This is a genomic window from Brevibacterium sanguinis, assembly GCF_003315415.1.
Classification (GTDB): Bacteria; Actinomycetota; Actinomycetes; order Actinomycetales; family Brevibacteriaceae; genus Brevibacterium; species Brevibacterium celere_A.
The window spans coordinates 58,947-74,709 of the sequence record NZ_QNSB01000015.1; the positions used below are offsets into that span (position 1 = coordinate 58,947).

A 15,763-nucleotide genomic window follows, 5' to 3' on the forward strand; every position below is an offset into this window, starting at 1 on the left:
GGAAGGACATCCATGAGTTCACGCATCATCCTGATCGGCCCTCCCGGCGCCGGCAAAGGCACCCAGGCCGCCCGGCTCGCCGCGGCCCTGGACATCCCGGCGATCTCGACCGGCGACATCTTCCGGGCCAATGTCAAGGGAGAGACCGAGCTCGGGAAGCTCGCCAAGCGCTACATGGACGCCGGCGAGTACGTTCCGGACGAGGTGACCAACTCGATGGTCGCCGACCGGCTGTCCCAGGACGATGCCGTGAACGGATTCCTCCTCGACGGATATCCCCGCACCGCTGCGCAGGTGAGCGAGCTCGACCGGATCCTCGCCGAGCAGGACGTGGAGATCGAGCATGTCGTCGAGCTCACCGCCGACACCGATGAGGTCGTGGCCCGGCTGCTCGCCCGCGCGCAGAAGGAAGGGCGCAGCGATGACAACGAGGACGTCATCCGCCACCGCCTCGACGTCTACGCCGAGCAGACCCAGCCGCTGACGGACATCTACCGCGACCGCGGGCTGCTCCGCCAGGTCGACGGCCTCGGCGAGGTCTCCGACATCACCGAGCGCATCCTCGACGTCATTCGATGATCTTCGGTCCCCGGATCGAGCTGAAGAGCCCCGCCGAGCTGCGCACCATGCGCAGGGCGGGGCTCGTCACGCGTGCCGCCCTCGACGCCGCCCGTGCCGCCGCCGTGCCCGGGGCAACCACCGCCGAGGTGGATGCCGCGGCGGAGGCCGTCATCGCCGAGGCGGGTGCCCGGTCCAACTTCAAGGGCTACCAGGGGTTCCCGGCCGTCCTGTGCATCTCCGTCAACGAGGAGATCGTCCACGGGATCCCCGGGTCCCGGGTGCTCGCGGCCGGCGACCTCGTGTCCATCGACGGGGGCGCGATCGTCGAGGGATACCACGGGGACTCGGCATTCACGATGATCGTCGGCGGCGACGAGTGCGGCAGCGCCGCGGACCGGGCGCTGTCCCGGGCCACCGAGGAGGCGCTGTGGGCCGGCATCGCGGCCTTCGCCATCGGCGCGCGGGTCTCCGACATCGGCGACGCCATCGACGACCACGTCACCGACCATGCCCCCGACTTCGGTCTCGTCGAGGAATTCACCGGGCACGGGATCGGGACGGCGATGCACATGCCGCCCGAGGTGCTCAACTACCGCGCCCGCTCGAACGGGCCGAAGATCCGGCCCGGAATGTGCCTGGCGATCGAACCGATGCTCACCGCGGGCTCTCCGGAGACCCGGACCCTGGCCGACGACTGGACCGTCGTCACCGCCGACGGCTCGAGGGCCAGCCACTGGGAGCACAGCGTCGCCCGCCACGAGGGCGGGGTCTGGGTGCTCACCGCCGAGGACGGGGGAGCCGCGGGCCTCGCACCCTTCGGGATCACCCCGGTCCCCGTCGACTGACCGCGGTCCCTCAGCCCAGCGCGGAGCCGATCCGCTTCACCGCCTCGGCGAGCAGGGGGCGGGGGAGGGCGAAGTTGAGGCGGATGTGGCCCTGGCCGACCTCGCCGCACAGCCGTCCCTCGGTGACGGCCACCTTCGCATCCGCCGTCAGCTGCCCGGCGATGTCGGAGCCGACGCCGTAGGCGCGCAGATCCACCCATGCCAGATAAGTGCCCTCGGGCGGGATGCAGGTGGCCCGGGGAAGATGCTCGGCGAGGAGATCGGCGAGCAGGTCCCGGCTGCCCCTGAGGTACTCGGTGATCTCGTCGAGCCAGTCCCCGCCGGCGATGTAGGCCGCGGTCGTCGCGAGGATCCCCGGGTTCGCCGCGGCCCCGGAGACGAATCCGCCGCGCTCCTTCCACACCCGGCGGTCGGCCTCGTTCGTGAGGATGAGCTGGGCGCACTTGAGGCCGGGGATGTTGAAGGCCTTCGATGCCGCCGTCGCCGTCACCGTGTGCGCGGCCGTCGCCTCGCTCAGCGACGCGTAGGGGATGTGCCGGGAGGGGGAGTAGACGAGCGGGGCATGGATCTCGTCGGAGAACACGCGGGCGCCGTTGCGGTCGATCACCTCGGCGAGGGCCGACATCTCCTCGGGTGTGTAGACCTTGCCGATCGGATTGTGCGGATTGCACAGGACGAGCACGGCCCCGGGGCTCAGGGCGGCGTCGACGGCGTCGAGATCGAGGGACCAGCTGTCCTCGGCCCGCCGCATCGGCACCTCGATCAGCCGGCGACCGGTGACCCGGGCGACGTCGAAGAAGGGCATGTAGGCCGGCGTCGGCAGGACGATGGGGGCGTCCGGGGGAGTGAGGAATCCGAGGACCCCGATGAACCCGGCGAGGACGTCGCTGGCGAGCTCGACATGCTCGGCCGGGAACCGCCAGCCGTAGCGGTCGACCGCGAATTCAGCGGTCGCCGACTTGAGGTCGGTGACCGTCTGATAGGGCGCGTACCCGTAGAGGTCGCGCTCGTCGAGCTCGCGCAGCGCCTCCCGCACGGCAGGGGCCACGCCGAAGTCCATCTCCGCGATGAACGCGCCGAGGCTGCCCGGGAAGCTCGACCACTTCCGCCCGCCCTTGCGCACCAGCGATTCCTCAGTGATCGCGTCCAGTTCGTGCATGCCGCTCCCTCCGTCTCCCGGTGTCTCTCGGTCGAGGCGGATCGGCCCGCCTCGTGAGTGCTGGGACTCACGCTAACAGCAGCCCGCGGGTGAGGGGACCGGGCGCCGACATGCGCTGTCACCGGCGGGGTCGGCGGGGGCATGCACTGTCACCGGCGGGGCCATGAGACGATGGTGCGACCGGACAGTTGCACAGGGGAGAGGACGACGATGTCGAAGACGACCGGTCACGCGGCGGGGCGACGGACCTTCCGCCGCAACCAGTGGGCGCTCAGCCTCGCCCAGCTGTTCTCCGGCATCGGGATCGCGACGGGGTTCGCCGTCGGCGGCATCCTCGCCGAACGCCTGACCGGGCGCACCGAACTCGCCGGCTTTGCGCAGACGGCCTCCATCCTCGGCGCGGGGCTCCTCGCGGTGCCGCTGGCGCGGGTCGCGGTGAGGCGGTCGAGGCGCCTGGCGCTGAGCCTCGGCTACGGAGTGGCCCTCGCCGGGGCCCTGCTCATCGTCGGCGCCGTCACCGCGGGCATCGACCTCCTCTTCTTCCTCGGCATGGGGTGCTTCGGGGCGGCGACCGCCGCGGGACTGCAGAGCCGCTATGCCGCGACGGATTCCGCCCCCGACCACCTCAAGGGCTCGGCCATGTCGGTCGTCGTGTGGGCGACGACCATAGGCTCGGTACTCGGGCCGAACCTGTCGGAGCCGGGCGCGCGGCTCGGCCGGGCGCTGGGGATCGACCCGCTGTCGGGGCCCTTCATCATCTCGACCGTCGTCTTCGCCTGTGCCCTGCTGTGCGTCCTGTGCCTGCGCACGCTCACCGCGGCGCCTCGTGCCGACGCGGCAGGAGCCATGGGCGTCCTCCCGCCGTCACCGCACCGAGGCGGCACCTGGCAGGCCATCCGTCGCTCGCCAGGAGCGCTGCGGGGCCTGCTCGCGGTGGTCACCGGGCACATGATCATGGTCTCGACGATGGTGATGACGCCTCTCCACATGGACCACCACTGTCTCGGCCTCGAGCTCATCGGGATCACCATCGGCGGGCACATCCTCGGCATGTACGGGCTCTCACCCGTCTTCGGGCTGCTCACCGACAGGTTCTCGGCCTCGGCGGTCATCGCCCTGGGGCAGGGCCTGTTCGCCATCAGTCTGGTGCTCGGGTTCATCGACGCCCTCGGTGAGTCCTCCTTCGTCCGCCTCTCGATCTCCCTCTTCATCCTCGGACTCGGATGGTCGGCGTGCCTCATCGCCGGCTCCACCCTGCTCACCGCCGAGATCGACGAAGCTCACCGGGTGCCCGTGCAGGGCCTGTCGGATGCCGGGATGAACCTCGGCGCGGCGGGACTGGCGGCACTGGCCGGACCGCTGCTCGCCGCGGGCGGGTTCGCCTGGATCACGATCGTCGGCGTCCTCGTGCTCGTCGGCGCCGTGCTCGCGAGCCTCGGGGCCGGACGTCGTTCACATCACACGGCTGACACGGCCGCGATGTGGAACGGTGCGCGCCCGTAGTGTAGAGTTGATGATTGGTCTGTTCTCACTCAACTCACCCTGTCCCGGTTGTGGTCGGCATCTGCCCTCCATGGCCTTTCCGGTGGTGGGATGAACCGATCCGCGTGATGGGGAGAGCAGGGGTCGCCGACATTGAGTCGGGGATACACGATTACGTCGAACGCGAAGGTTTCGCGGGAATACGAGGTTAGCGAACGATATGGCCAAAAAAGAAGGGGTCATTGAGATCGAAGGCACCGTTGTCGAGGCTCTCCCGAACGCATCGTTCCGGGTCGAGCTGAGCAATGGCCACAAGGTGCTTGCGCATATCTCAGGGAAGATGCGGCAGCACTACATCCGAATCCTTCCCGAGGACCGGGTCGTGGTGGAGCTGTCTCCGTACGACCTCTCGCGTGGACGGATCGTTTACCGCTACAAGTAAGGATCTTCGATCATTCGAGCCGCGCCTCCGCACAGAGGCGCAGGCCGGAAGAAGGAAAAACGATGAAGGTTAAGCCCAGCGTCAAGAAGATCTGCGAGAACTGCCAGATCACCCGCCGTCACGGCCGGGTGATCGTGATCTGCTCCAACCCGCGCCACAAACAGCGTCAGGGTTGAGCACAGCTTCGAGCAGACAGGAGCACCTGTCAAGGGCTGAACCCCCTTCGGGTGCTGCAGCACCACACCCGCGCAGACCTCGCCCCCTGTCCCAGCCGTTCGCGGCATGAGACAGGACGATACCTTCGGTCGGGGGCCGAGGACCTCGGGGAATCCGAGGACAGGTCTGCATCAGCACCTCCGTGACAACAACAGGAGTTAGTACCTATGGCACGACTTGCCGGAGTCGACATCCCGCGTGAGAAGCGCGTGGAAGTCGCCTTGACATACATCTATGGTGTGGGCCGCACCCGTGCGCGCCAGACCCTGACGGAAACCGGGATCAACCCTGATACTCGGGTGAAGGACTTGAGCGATGCCGAGCTCGTCCAGCTGCGTGACTATATCGAGGGCACATTCCAGGTTGAGGGCGACCTCCGTCGTGAGGTGGCCGCCGATATTCGCCGCAAGGTGGAAATCGGAAGCTACGAAGGCCTGCGCCACCGCCGCGGTCTGCCGGTTCGCGGACAGCGGACCAAGACGAACGCGCGTACCCGCAAGGGACCCAAGCGCACCGTGGCCGGTAAGAAGAAGTAACATGCTCACCCGGTTGACTCGCATCAACCACCTCGATCAGGAGTAAAACCAATGCCTCCCAAGTCACGCGCCGCAACAGCGCGTAAGCCTCGTCGCAAGGACAAGAAGAACATTGTCGCCGGCCAGGCTCACATCAAATCCACCTTCAACAACACCATCGTGTCGATCACCGACCCGTCCGGTGCTGTCATCTCCTGGGCGTCCTCCGGTGAGGTCGGCTTCAAGGGCTCGCGCAAGTCGACGCCCTACGCCGCTCAGATGGCTGCGGAGTCCGCTGCCCGCCGTGCGCAGGAACACGGCCTGAAGAAGGTCGACGTCTTCGTCAAGGGACCGGGATCGGGACGCGAGACCGCGATCCGCTCCCTGCAGGCCGCCGGTCTGGAACTGGGCACCATCCAGGATGTCACCCCGGTTCCCTTCAACGGCTGCCGTCCTCCCAAGCGCCGCCGCGGCTGACCCTTTCCGTGTGATCTGCGCCGCCGGCGCGGCGCTCTGCCGCGCCCGGAGGTCGCCGATCGGATCCACCGCATACCCGAACCGTTCATCATGGCCCTGGTGCCATGACGTGCAGTGCGAACGTCATATAGCGGATGTTCGCTGAAAGGAAGCCCACGTGCTCATTGCACAGCGCCCCACGCTCACGGAAGAAGTCGTCTCCGACAACCGCTCACGGTTCGCCATCGAACCGCTCGAGCCGGGATTCGGCTACACCCTCGGCAACTCTCTTCGTCGCACCCTGCTGTCGTCGATTCCGGGTGCCGCCGTCACGTCCATCCGGATCGACGGAGTCCTCCATGAGTTCAGCACCGTCCCGGGAGTCAAGGAGGATGTCACCGAGTTCATCCTCAACCTGAAGTCCCTGGTCGTGTCCTCGGAGTTCGACGAGCCCGTCGTCGCCTACCTGCGCAAGCAGGGACCCGGCACCGTCACCGCCGCCGATGTCTCGGCTCCGGCCGGAGTCGAGATCCACAACCCCGACCTGCACATCGCCACGCTCAATGGCGAAGGGCGTCTGGACATGGAGCTGACCATCGAGCGCGGTCGCGGATACGTCTCGAGCGCGCAGAACAAGAACGCGGATGCAGAAATCGGCCGGATCCCGGTCGATTCGATCTACTCCCCGGTTCTCAAGGTCACCTACAAGGTCGAAGCCACCCGTGTGGAACAGCGCACCGACTTCGATCGACTGGTGCTCGACGTGGAAACCAAGCCGTCGATGAGCCCGCGCGATGCCATCGCATCCGCAGGCAAGACCCTGGTCGAGCTCTTCGGCCTGGCGCGGGAGCTCAACGTCGAAGCAGAGGGCATCGAGATCGGACCGTCCCCGGTCGACGCGGCGCTGGCCGCCGATCTGGCCCTGGCCATCGAAGATCTTGATCTGACCGTGCGCTCCTACAACTGCCTCAAGCGTGAGGGCATCCACACCGTCGGCGAGCTCGTTGCCCGCAGCGAGGCCGACCTCATGGATATCCGCAACTTCGGTTCGAAGTCGATCGACGAAGTGAAGGCCAAGCTCAACGAGCTGGGCCTGAGCCTCAAGGACAGCCCTGCCGGATTCGAATCCGGCCTCGTTGACGAGGACCAGTCCTACGTCGAAGACGAACAGTACTGATCAAGACCTAGGAGTATCTCACCATGCCAACCCCCACCAAGGGTCCCCGCCTCGGCGGTTCGCCCACCCACCAGCGCTTGATGCTCAACAACCTGGCCGCCCAGTTGTTCGAGCACAAGAAGATCACCACGACCGTGACCAAGGCCAAGCGCCTGCGTCCTGTCGCGGAGCGCCTCATCACCGCTGCGAAGAAGGGCGACCTCGCTGCGCGTCGTCGCGTTCTCGCGCAGATCGGTGACAAGTCGATCGTGCACGAGCTGTTCACGTCGATCGCCGACACCATGGCCGAGCGTCCTGGCGGATACACCCGTATCACCAAGATCGGCCCCCGCTCCGGCGACAACGCTCCGATGGCCGTCATCGAACTGGTCCTCGAGCCCTACTCGCCGAAGCAGGCGACCGTGAAGGAAGCGGAGCAGGCCACCGCGGCCGCCGCTGCCGAATCGGCTCCCGCCGAGGCCGACGAGGCTCCCTCCGCTGAGACCGCCGAGGACTCGGCGGCCGAGGAAGCGTCGACCGACGAGGCTGCCGAAGAGACCAAGTAAGGCCTCCGCGTCGAGCCTGCGGGCTCGGCGACAGCGACACCGCTCAGGCGGGCACCCCACCGGGTGCCCGCCTGAAGTGCTTCTTCGCCGCGGGAGGGCCGCAGGCGACGGTGACGGCACCGGAGACGCAGCGCGCGGACGGGTGACGCCGGCGGTGCGCGCCATACGGGGCCGGGCGTTCCCGCTCACCGTTTCGCGCGACGATCCGCGCCAGGAATGTGGTCGAGGAACGCCGAGAGGCCGCCGCCACGAGGAGTTCTCGTGGCGACGGCCTCTCGCTGCGTCCCGGGTGCGCCGGAACAGGCGCTGGGCGCGCGGTGTCCCGCGCTGCGTGCGCGGGAGGAGCCAGTGCTCGGGTCAGGCGATGTCTGCGGCTCTCACTTCGCCTTCGAGAGTTCGACGGACTCGTCGAACTCCCGATCGGACTCGTCGCTGTGCTTGTAGGTGAACCTGCTGACCACGATCGCGACGACGAGGTTGACGGCGAAACCGGGAATGATCTCGTAGATCGCGTCCGTCAGCGGCGTGCTCACCTGGCCCCACACGAACGCGACGATCGCGCCCGCAGCCAGGCCGGACAGCGCGCCCCAGTTGCTCAGGCGCTTCCAGAACAGGGTGAGCAGCACGATCGGACCGAACGAGGCTCCGAATCCGGCCCAGGCGAACGCGACCAGATCGAGGATGCTGTTCGACGGAGAGATCGCCAGCAGCACCGCGATGATCGCGACGACGAGAACGCCGAGGCGACCGAGGAGAACGTAGGTCGAGTCCTTGAGAGTGCGCGTCGACCCGGCCCGCAGGGCGACGATCTTGAAGAGATCCTCGACGAGGGCGGACGAGCAGACGACGAGCTGGGAGGAGATCGTCGACATGATCGCGGCGAGCACTGCGGCCAGGACGAGACCGGCGATGAACGGATGGAAGAGGATCTGCGCGAGATCGAGGAACACGGTCTCCGGGTCTGTGGGCTTCATGTCGGCATGCTGCGAGAAGTAGGAGATGCCGACGATGGCCGTCGCGATCGCGCCGAGAGCCGAGATGGCCATCCAGCCCACGCCGATGCGGCGGGCGACGGTGGCGTCGGCCGGAGTGCGCAGCGCCATGAAGCGCACGATGATGTGCGGCTGACCGAAGTAGCCCAGTCCCCAGGCCAGGGACGAGATGACGGCGAGATAGGTGCCGCTCGCCCAGAACGATCCGCTGCCGAAGAGGCTGAGCATGCCGGGATCGATCTCACGTACGTTCGAGATCACCTCGACCGGGCCGCCGGCGTTGACGACGGCGACGATCGGCACCGCGACCAGTGCGGCGAACATCAGCAGTCCCTGGGCGACGTCGGTGAGGGTGGCGCCGAGGAACCCGCCGAAGAGCGTGTAGAGCATCGTGATGCCGGCGACGACGAGCATTCCGGCCAGGTAGTTGAGTCCGAAGCTGGATTCGAAGAACTTGCCGGCGGCCACCATGCCCGAGGACACGTAGAAGGTGAAGAACACCAGGATGATGACGCCGCAGACGATGCGCAGCAGCCGGGTGGAGTCGCCGAGGCGCTGTTCGAAGAAGCTCGGAATCGTGATCGAGTCACCGGCCCGCTCCGTGAAGGCACGCAGTCGCGGCGCGACGAACTTCCAGTTGACCCAGGCTCCTGCGGTCAGGCCGATCGCGATCCATGCTTCGACCAGACCCGAGAGGTAGATCGCCCCGGGCAGTCCCATGAGCAGCCAGCCGGACATGTCGGAGGCCCCGGCGCTCAGCGCCGCGACGCTGGGGCGCAGTCCACGTCCGGCCAGCATGTAGTCGTCGAGGCTGTTCCGGGTCTTGCGGTACGCGAACCAGCCGATGGCCAGCATGCCCGCGAAGTACAGAACGATTGCAATTGTTCGGAAAGTTGTTTCCGTCATTTTGACTCGTTTTCTATAGACAGCACCGGCGAGTTTACCGCAGGCGGGGAAGAAGATGTGAACCGGCTGACAGGACTCCGCGACGACCGGAGCCCTCGCCGATCGTGGCCCTGAGTCAAAGTGGTGGCACCCAGGCACTCGTCCGCGGAAGGGTGAGGTCGACCGTCGTGATGATCACGCAGGGAAACGTGACTATGTGCGTGTTGTTCCAGGGAAAGAACGACAACACCTGTACGCTGAATCGAAAATCGGGACTTCCCCAGCGACTACAGGAGATTGTGACATGTTCACGACGCTTCTCGCTCCGGTTCGCGGAACCGTTGCCTCGAAGATGAGTGTGCGGCAGAAGGTGCTCGTGTCGAAGCTTCGACACGGAGAGATGGGCTGGCAGGAATACGCCAAGCAGTCGGTCGGAGCCCTGCGGGGGTCGGGCGGTCGAGAACCAGCACTGCAGACAGCCGAATCGATCCACATCTCCGAGGAAGTCCGGCGCGACAATCTCCTCAGAATCCGGGATGCACTCGCAGAGGCGGGAGCAGAATTCGTCGAACTGCCCCGTCGCGGTCTCGAGCGATCTGTGCTCGTGGTTCCGCGAGCCGGACTGCGGGCGGCTCTGCGCGCCCTGCGTTCGCTGCCCGGGTCGAGCGGGTGGAGCCTGGCGTTCGAGGACGAACGTCTGCAGCCGATCGTCGAGGACCACCTCGCGAAGAAGTTCGATGCTGTCTCACGGATAATCTGCCGCAGACGCGTCTGCGCGCCCAACGGCCGGGTCCTCAGCTCGCGGTCAGAGCAGGTCGTCGTCGAATTCTGGGACGACCTCGGGCCGCGCGTGCCGCGCGTGGACGGTTCGACCCATATTCCGGGAACCCTCCACCGCAGAGTGAGGAACCCCAGGATCGTCGTCGAGTATCTCACCCCCGAGATGTGGGACGATGCCGCTGTCGGCAACGATCGTCGCGTCGAGTTCGCGGCCCCCGACATCTACACCGTGAGGGAGCCCGTCGACGTGGTCTACACCTGGGTCGACGGATCCGACGTCGAATGGAAGAAGCGCCAGCTCGCGGCTCGCGGCATGTCCGACGAGGATGAGCTCAACGCCACGGCTCTCTCAGCGTCTCGATTCACCGACCGCAATGAACTCATGTACTCTCTGCGGTCCCTCGAATCCTACGCCAGCTGGGTCAACCACATTTACATCGTCACCGACCGCCAGGTGCCCGAATGGCTGAACACCGACCACCCGAAGATCACCGTCGTCGATCATCGTGACATCTTCAGCAGACCCGAGAATCTTCCGGTGTTCAACTCCCACGCGATCGAATCGCAGCTTCACCACATCGAGGGGCTCAGCGAGCAGTACCTCTACCTCAACGACGACCTCTTCTTCATGCGTCCAACTTCACCGGAGTTGTTCTTCACCGGCAGCGGACTGTCGAAGTTCTTCCCGTCGACCGCTCCTCTGGACCTCGCCGAGGCGACTGCGCGGGACCTGCCGGTCCTGTCGGCGGCGAAGCACGGTCGGGAGTTCATGCTCAGCAGGCACGGGAGGACGGTGACGCATAAATTCAAGCACACGCCGCATCCGCAGCTGAAGTCGGTGCTCGCCGAGTTCGAACGCAGGGAGCCCGAACTCTTCGCCGCGGTCTCGGCGTCGACGTTCCGCCATCCCGATGACTGCTCCATCGCCTCGAGCCTCTATCACTTCCACGCCTATGCGCAGGGCAGGGCTGTCGATGCAGGCATCCGCTACGCCTATATGGACATCGCGCGTCCTGATGCCGCGCTCTACCTCCGCCGCCTGTCCCGACGAAACGATCTAGATGTGCTCTGTCTCAACGATACGGACTTCGGCAATGGGAACCCCGAAGCGGTCACGTCCTTGCTCACCGGGTTCCTCGAGGAGCGGTTCCCCTTTCCGAGTTCCTTCGAGAAGGACGAGCCCGCGAACGATCCGGGCTGATCCGAACAGACCCGTCCCTGACCACCCTCGCACCCATCACGGCGGCTTGCGGTGCGAGCGCGGCACTGGCGTCGTCGATCGTCCGACGGAGAAGGCGGCGAGCGGACGGCCTGGTCCTGCGAGGTCCCGCAGGCCCTGGTTCGTCTCCGGGATGTCCTTGAGCTCGGAGTGGACGTCGACCCGCAGACCATGCCTGTCGAAGAGCAGCCAGGTCCGGAGCAGGCAGCGGCCGATCGCGATCTCGTCGCGAGCACTGTCGCCCGCACCCGCATCTGCCGTGAGGACGACATGGTGAGGCCGTGCCGAATCGGAGGCAGGGGCCGGTGGCGGGAACCGCTTGGCCAGCACCCGGTGACCGACGTCGAGGGGGAGCGCCGCAGTCGCGGCGATCCTCGCGATCCACGGCCGCAGCGCAGAGGAGTTGAGGCGGGAGCCCGGCACCGCCAGAATCGGGGGCAGGCGCAGGCACTCCGCCGTCAGACCGTCCTCGTGGTACCGGGGATCGCGCTTGTCGAAACGACACCAGTCCAGGGCCTCGGCGAAGATCCGGGGCGTCGCGATCATCGACAGCGACGCCTGTGCGAGCAGCGACCGCCAACCGGCGTCGGGGATCGTCGCGAGTCGAAGTCCCGCAGCGGTCAGCCCGGGTCCCATCTCCTCGAGCGCCCGCGCGAACGCCGGTTCGTCCCGCGCCAGAGGTCCGCGGTCGACCTGCCTGTGATGGAGGTCGGCGGTGCCGAACCGGGGCCAGAGCGCGTCCGCCCCGGCCTCCGGCGATACGGAGAGCTCCGCGCGAGCGGCACCATCGGAAACGACATGCAGCCGGATCTCGAGACCGGGTCCCGACCCGGTGACTGAGACGGGGACGACGCCGATGCCCGCCTCGGCGGCGGAGATCGCCAGGGACTCGACCCAGCAGCCCATCGACAGGTGCAGATCGAGGTGCTCGGGGTCACCTGCCGGCAGGCACCGGGCGGGATCGACGGTCACGACCACCTCGGCGGTGGTCGGATCACCCGCGGTCCCGAGCAGCCGCGGAACCCACGGCTGGGTGTTGTGTGCTGACGGGGACCGAGCGGCATGCGTGAAGAGCTCGGCGATCGCCTCGGCGCCCACGCCGCCGCGAGCCGTCCTCGGGGTGACCGCCGCCTCGATGAAGGCGAGGTCGTGGAGGGGTCTGCCTCCGGAGTTCGCGAACACCGCCGCCGAGGCGGGATTGTCCTCCGCGATGAACGTCACCCGCAACCGGCGGTAGCCGCCGGCGACGAGCTCCGCGTTGAGCTCGCGCATCACCAGGGACAGGATTCCCCGCCCCTGGTGCTCGGGCGCGGTGCCCTGGATGATGAGGACGGCATCGGTGAGGCGACGGCGGCTGCGGAGCAGATCGACGATCGCCGCCGGGCCGAGTCGACCGTCGTGAGCGCGGAGGACGGGCAGGGGATCGGGGATGACGAGGGCGAAGCATCGCGGTGGGGCGTCGTCGGGGTCCTCGCATCCGACCACGTCGACGATGAGCGCCGGATCCATGAGCGCCGCGAGCCCCGCCATCTGCGCGCGCAGCTGAGCCGGGGTGATCTCGGTGTAGTAGGGCAGCCGGGCGAACGCGGCGTTGAGCGTCGGCAGGAGCCTGCGCGCGAAGGCGCGAAGACCTGCTCGGGAGACCCGGCGGCGCCGCAGCCCGCGGTCGGCCCACTCGTGCGGGCTCGGTGCGGTCGCCCGGGGTGCGGGGATGTCGCCGACCGCGACCTCCCAAGTCTGCGCTCGCCCCCACGGTGCGAAGCCGGCCCGGAGGAAGCCCTCGGCGAGGAACTCGGGGTTCCAGACGGTGTCGAAGAAGCCCGGCTCGTCGGCTCCGTCGGTGAGCAGACCGCCGGTGACATTGGGCAGCGGCGAGACGGGCCCGAACATCCGGGTGCAGCCGTGAGCTGCCGCCCGGGAGCGGATGAGGGTGATGAGCTCGTCGAGGGCGGAGGGGTCGGCGGCCTCGAGGGCGCCGAAGAAGAGGGTGGGGCGAGGAGCGGCGGGGCCGCCGCCGGTCTCGGCGAGCTTCTCCGCCAATGCGGGGGAGCGGTGGCAGATCATCCGGGCCGCGCTCACTCCCGACTCGTCGTCGAGCAGCCACAGCTCGACCTCCTCGGCGAACCATCCCGAGCCGGTGTGCCACTGGGCGATGTCGGAGGCGAACAGCGGAACCCAGTGGTCGATCTCCCCGCGCGTGCGGGCGAGCCGCGGCGCCAGGTCGATGAAGTCGCGCAGGTCCGCGCGCGTGCTCACGCGCCGTGGCCTCATCGTCGCCTCAGCGCCGTTCCGGGTCGTCCTGGGACCGGGCCCGCTCGGCGGGCCGCCCACCGGCGACACGTCCGGTCACGCCCCCACCGGCGCCACGTCCGGTCGAGCGCCCACCGGCACTCCCGCCGTCGGCGACCTGACGGGTATCCGCCTCGAGACGCGTGAACTCGTCGATCATCCCGAGGCGGGAATCCTCGGCACGGTACTCGCCGTTCGTGTATCCCCACTCGTCGGCGCGCAGGATGCGGATGAAGCCACCCCTGGCGGGCGCCTTCTCCCCACCGACGAGCCACTTCATGATCTCCCGGTGCTCGGGGGTGCGGGCATAGAGCATGAGGTCGTCGTAGGAGGCGAAGGCGACGATGAGTCCGATGCGGTCGGGGAACTCGACGTAGCTGCGATGCCACAGGTAGCCCGGCGCGCGCTTGAGCGACCGGGCGACCTTCGGCCACCGGCGGACCTGGGCGAGCATGGCCAGGGGACTGCGGTAGCGGTTCGCCCCGAGGAACACCGCCTCGGCGCGGGCCTGGGGAGGCGCCTGGGAGAAGTCCTTCGACCGCATCGCTCAGCTCCTCACGAGGTAGACGTTCTTGATCTTCGTCGTCGCCTCGGCGAACGGCCCGGTGCCGTGCCGGTGGATCTCGACCTGGATCTCGGCAGTCGTCGGGTCCTCCTGCAGGCTCTGGGCGAAGTCACGGGACACCGATGCCAGGTGGGCCAGCACTCCGCGGCGGATCGTCGCGGCGAAGTCGTCGAGCTCGCCCTCGCTCAGCTCCGGGGCCTCGTCGCGCAGCTGCACATGGAGGGCCGGACGCTCCTCGAGAGCGGCGACCTCGCGCAGCTCGATGCGGAAGGACTCGATGAGGTGGGCCCGGGGATTGTCCCGGTACAGGCCGTTCTCGATGTCGAGGGGGTAGATGTTGGCGCCCATGTAGGAGATCGTCGAGTCGGAGCGGCCGAACAGGAGGACGAATGGAAGCTTCATCCCGTTGCCGGCGAACGCCCGCGAGCACTCGGCGGCGAGGCGCGGATGGGCCCGTGTGAGCTCGACCATCGTCGGGAAGTCGACGAGCCGCGCCTCGTCGCCGATGTTGTAGCGCAGCCGCGGGCTCATCACCGCCGCGGAGTTGATGGTGGCGACGAGCTCGCCGTCGTCGGTGGTCTCGAGGTAGGTCTCGAGCGGGTTGTACTGGAAGACCATCGGCACCCGTGACTCGTCCGGACCGAGCACCCGGGCCCGGAAGTCGAGATCGTGGGCCAGCGCCCGGCGGATGACGATCGAGAGGTCGGATTCCCCGGCCATGCCGATCGTCAGGTCCGAGGCGCCGTAGCCGGAGTAGACCTTCGCGAAGCGCCCCAGCAGGTAGTCGCGCAGTCCCTCCGTCATCGCCTCCCCGCCGACGAAGCCGCTGATCCGGTAATCGTCCCAGGCGCCCGGCTCGGCATCGAGCCTGTCCGCCAGGTGCTTGAGGAACGGGGGATAGGCGCTGACGAGGTAGGTGTGGCCGGGACCGAAGTGGCGCATCGTGTCGATGATCTTGTCGAGGTCGGGGCCGGTGTTCTTCACCATCGCGACCTTCGCCATCGCCAGCCCCGTGTTCGTTCCCGTCGCCCAGGCACCCATCGAGAAGGCGTTGATGCAGAACAGGTCCTGCGATCCGAAGAGCATGGTGACGTAGCCGGCGACGTTCCGGTGGACCGTGTCGAGCTCCCGTTTCGAGCGCATCCAGTTGAAAGGCGTCCCCGAGGAGCCGGAGGATTCGTCGACGACGGTGCCGATGCGCTCGATCCTCCCGCCCCAGCACCGGTGCTCCTCGCTGTAGCGGCGCACGAAGTCGTCCTTCGAGGTCGGGGTGTAGGAATCGAGGTCCCACCAGCGGAAGGCGAAGCCGGTCCGGGCGAGGTAGTCCTGGTAGGCGGGGACGTCGAGGGAGGCCTGCTGGCAGATCATCCACGCGTTGAGCTTCGCGAACCGCTCGAGCCGGGGATGGTAGTGCCGGGCGGTGAATCTCCAGATCGCCGGGTGCGCCCGGTACGCGCCGTAGGCCGCGGTGAGACCGAGGTTCGCCGCCCGCAGCACGGCCTGGCGCGCAAGATTGACCGGGCCGCGGGGGATCGGCAGTCGCCGCAGTTCGGACGCCGCCGGCTGAGTCTTGTCCATATCGTGACAGTAGCCCAGTTCTCCCTCGCGGTGGACGGGCACAGGGGAATTGTCACA

The 15,763-nt window shown here is 67.7% G+C and carries 15 protein-coding genes; 10 read left to right on the forward strand and 5 right to left on the reverse strand.

All coding sequences use genetic code 11. From position 1 onward, the window contains the following. The first annotated feature begins 12 nt into the window (after positions 1-12). On the forward strand, positions 13-579 hold the full coding sequence (locus DFO65_RS16020) for an adenylate kinase (protein WP_113905454.1): 567 nt from the start codon (positions 13-15) through the stop codon (positions 577-579). Continuing rightward, the gene (gene map, locus DFO65_RS16025) at positions 576-1,406 is read left to right on the forward strand and encodes a type I methionyl aminopeptidase (RefSeq protein ID WP_113905455.1); all 831 of its coding nucleotides are present in this window, start codon (positions 576-578) and stop codon (positions 1,404-1,406) included. Before DFO65_RS16020 ends, map begins: the two co-directional genes overlap by 4 nt. A 10-nt stretch (positions 1,407-1,416) precedes the next feature. Here map and DFO65_RS16030 read toward each other — a convergent pair whose 3' ends face one another. Then, positions 1,417-2,565, reverse strand: coding sequence for a MalY/PatB family protein (locus DFO65_RS16030; protein ID WP_113905456.1), 1,149 nt, complete (start codon positions 2,563-2,565; stop codon positions 1,417-1,419). Positions 2,566-2,775: 210 nt separating this feature from the next. Here DFO65_RS16030 and DFO65_RS16035 point away from each other — a divergent pair, with 210 nt between their 5' ends. From DFO65_RS16035 to rplQ, 7 genes are all read left to right on the forward strand, one after another. Beyond that, complete coding sequence (locus DFO65_RS16035; protein ID WP_181778755.1) at positions 2,776-4,068, forward strand: MFS transporter; 1,293 nt, start codon at positions 2,776-2,778, stop codon at positions 4,066-4,068. Between the two features lie 199 nt (positions 4,069-4,267). Beyond that, on the forward strand, positions 4,268-4,489 hold the full coding sequence (infA, locus tag DFO65_RS16040) for a translation initiation factor IF-1 (RefSeq protein ID WP_025777906.1): 222 nt from the start codon (positions 4,268-4,270) through the stop codon (positions 4,487-4,489). Positions 4,490-4,551: 62 nt separating this feature from the next. Then, positions 4,552-4,665, forward strand: a complete 114-nt coding sequence (gene rpmJ, locus DFO65_RS16045; protein ID WP_009884960.1) for a 50S ribosomal protein L36 — start codon at positions 4,552-4,554, stop codon at positions 4,663-4,665. A 207-nt stretch (positions 4,666-4,872) separates the two neighbouring features. Beyond that, positions 4,873-5,241, forward strand: coding sequence for a 30S ribosomal protein S13 (rpsM, locus tag DFO65_RS16050; protein WP_009379249.1), 369 nt, complete (start codon positions 4,873-4,875; stop codon positions 5,239-5,241). A 51-nt stretch (positions 5,242-5,292) separates the two neighbouring features. After that, positions 5,293-5,697, forward strand: a complete 405-nt coding sequence (gene rpsK / locus DFO65_RS16055) for a 30S ribosomal protein S11 (protein WP_113905458.1) — start codon at positions 5,293-5,295, stop codon at positions 5,695-5,697. 157 nt (positions 5,698-5,854) lie between these two features. Further along, complete coding sequence (locus DFO65_RS16060) at positions 5,855-6,853, forward strand: DNA-directed RNA polymerase subunit alpha (protein WP_113905459.1); 999 nt, start codon at positions 5,855-5,857, stop codon at positions 6,851-6,853. 23 nt (positions 6,854-6,876) lie between these two features. Further along, positions 6,877-7,398, forward strand: a complete 522-nt coding sequence (gene rplQ, locus DFO65_RS16065) for a 50S ribosomal protein L17 (protein ID WP_113905460.1) — start codon at positions 6,877-6,879, stop codon at positions 7,396-7,398. Positions 7,399-7,775: 377 nt separating this feature from the next. Here the strand turns inward: rplQ and putP are convergent, their stop codons facing one another. Further along, positions 7,776-9,296 carry a sodium/proline symporter PutP gene (gene putP, locus DFO65_RS16070; protein ID WP_113905461.1) on the reverse strand — a complete coding sequence of 507 codons (1,521 nt, stop codon included), beginning with the start codon at positions 9,294-9,296 and terminating at the stop codon, positions 7,776-7,778. A 283-nt stretch (positions 9,297-9,579) separates the two neighbouring features. Here putP and DFO65_RS16075 point away from each other — a divergent pair, with 283 nt between their 5' ends. Continuing rightward, positions 9,580-11,256 carry a stealth family protein gene (locus DFO65_RS16075; RefSeq protein WP_113905462.1) on the forward strand — a complete coding sequence of 559 codons (1,677 nt, stop codon included), beginning with the start codon at positions 9,580-9,582 and terminating at the stop codon, positions 11,254-11,256. A 36-nt stretch (positions 11,257-11,292) separates the two neighbouring features. On the opposite strand, the gene DFO65_RS16080 is transcribed toward DFO65_RS16075, so the two are convergent. Genes DFO65_RS16080 through DFO65_RS16090 form a run of 3 tightly spaced genes read right to left on the reverse strand, consistent with a single transcriptional unit; the run spans position 11,293 to position 15,706 of the window. Next, positions 11,293-13,530, reverse strand: coding sequence for a hypothetical protein (locus DFO65_RS16080; protein ID WP_113905463.1), 2,238 nt, complete (start codon positions 13,528-13,530; stop codon positions 11,293-11,295). A 22-nt stretch (positions 13,531-13,552) separates the two neighbouring features. Beyond that, a complete protein-coding gene (locus DFO65_RS16085) occupies positions 13,553-14,107 on the reverse strand; it encodes a hypothetical protein (protein ID WP_181778756.1) in 555 nt (184 codons plus the stop codon). Between the two features lie 3 nt (positions 14,108-14,110). Further along, entirely contained in the window at positions 14,111-15,706 is a 1,596-nt protein-coding gene (locus DFO65_RS16090) for a phenylacetate--CoA ligase family protein (protein ID WP_113905464.1), read from the reverse strand. Positions 15,707-15,763: the final 57 nt, after the last annotated feature.

What these genes read in the sequence shown, in the direction of transcription:
- DFO65_RS16020 (WP_113905454.1), top strand. Translation starts at nt 13, where the DNA reads ATGAGTTCACGCATCATCCTGATCGGCCCTCCCGGCGCCGGCAAAGGC.
- DFO65_RS16030 (WP_113905456.1), bottom strand. Translation starts at nt 2,565, where the DNA reads ATGCACGAACTGGACGCGATCACTGAGGAATCGCTGGTGCGCAAGGGC.
- rpsK (WP_113905458.1), top strand. Translation starts at nt 5,293, where the DNA reads ATGCCTCCCAAGTCACGCGCCGCAACAGCGCGTAAGCCTCGTCGCAAG.
- DFO65_RS16075 (WP_113905462.1), top strand. Translation starts at nt 9,580, where the DNA reads ATGTTCACGACGCTTCTCGCTCCGGTTCGCGGAACCGTTGCCTCGAAG.
- DFO65_RS16090 (WP_113905464.1), bottom strand. Translation starts at nt 15,706, where the DNA reads ATGGACAAGACTCAGCCGGCGGCGTCCGAACTGCGGCGACTGCCGATC.
- DFO65_RS16035 (WP_181778755.1), top strand. Translation starts at nt 2,776, where the DNA reads ATGTCGAAGACGACCGGTCACGCGGCGGGGCGACGGACCTTCCGCCGC.
- rpsM (WP_009379249.1), top strand. Translation starts at nt 4,873, where the DNA reads ATGGCACGACTTGCCGGAGTCGACATCCCGCGTGAGAAGCGCGTGGAA.
- DFO65_RS16085 (WP_181778756.1), bottom strand. Translation starts at nt 14,107, where the DNA reads ATGCGGTCGAAGGACTTCTCCCAGGCGCCTCCCCAGGCCCGCGCCGAG.
- map (WP_113905455.1), top strand. Translation starts at nt 576, where the DNA reads ATGATCTTCGGTCCCCGGATCGAGCTGAAGAGCCCCGCCGAGCTGCGC.
- putP (WP_113905461.1), bottom strand. Translation starts at nt 9,296, where the DNA reads ATGACGGAAACAACTTTCCGAACAATTGCAATCGTTCTGTACTTCGCG.
- rplQ (WP_113905460.1), top strand. Translation starts at nt 6,877, where the DNA reads ATGCCAACCCCCACCAAGGGTCCCCGCCTCGGCGGTTCGCCCACCCAC.
- rpmJ (WP_009884960.1), top strand. Translation starts at nt 4,552, where the DNA reads ATGAAGGTTAAGCCCAGCGTCAAGAAGATCTGCGAGAACTGCCAGATC.
- infA (WP_025777906.1), top strand. Translation starts at nt 4,268, where the DNA reads ATGGCCAAAAAAGAAGGGGTCATTGAGATCGAAGGCACCGTTGTCGAG.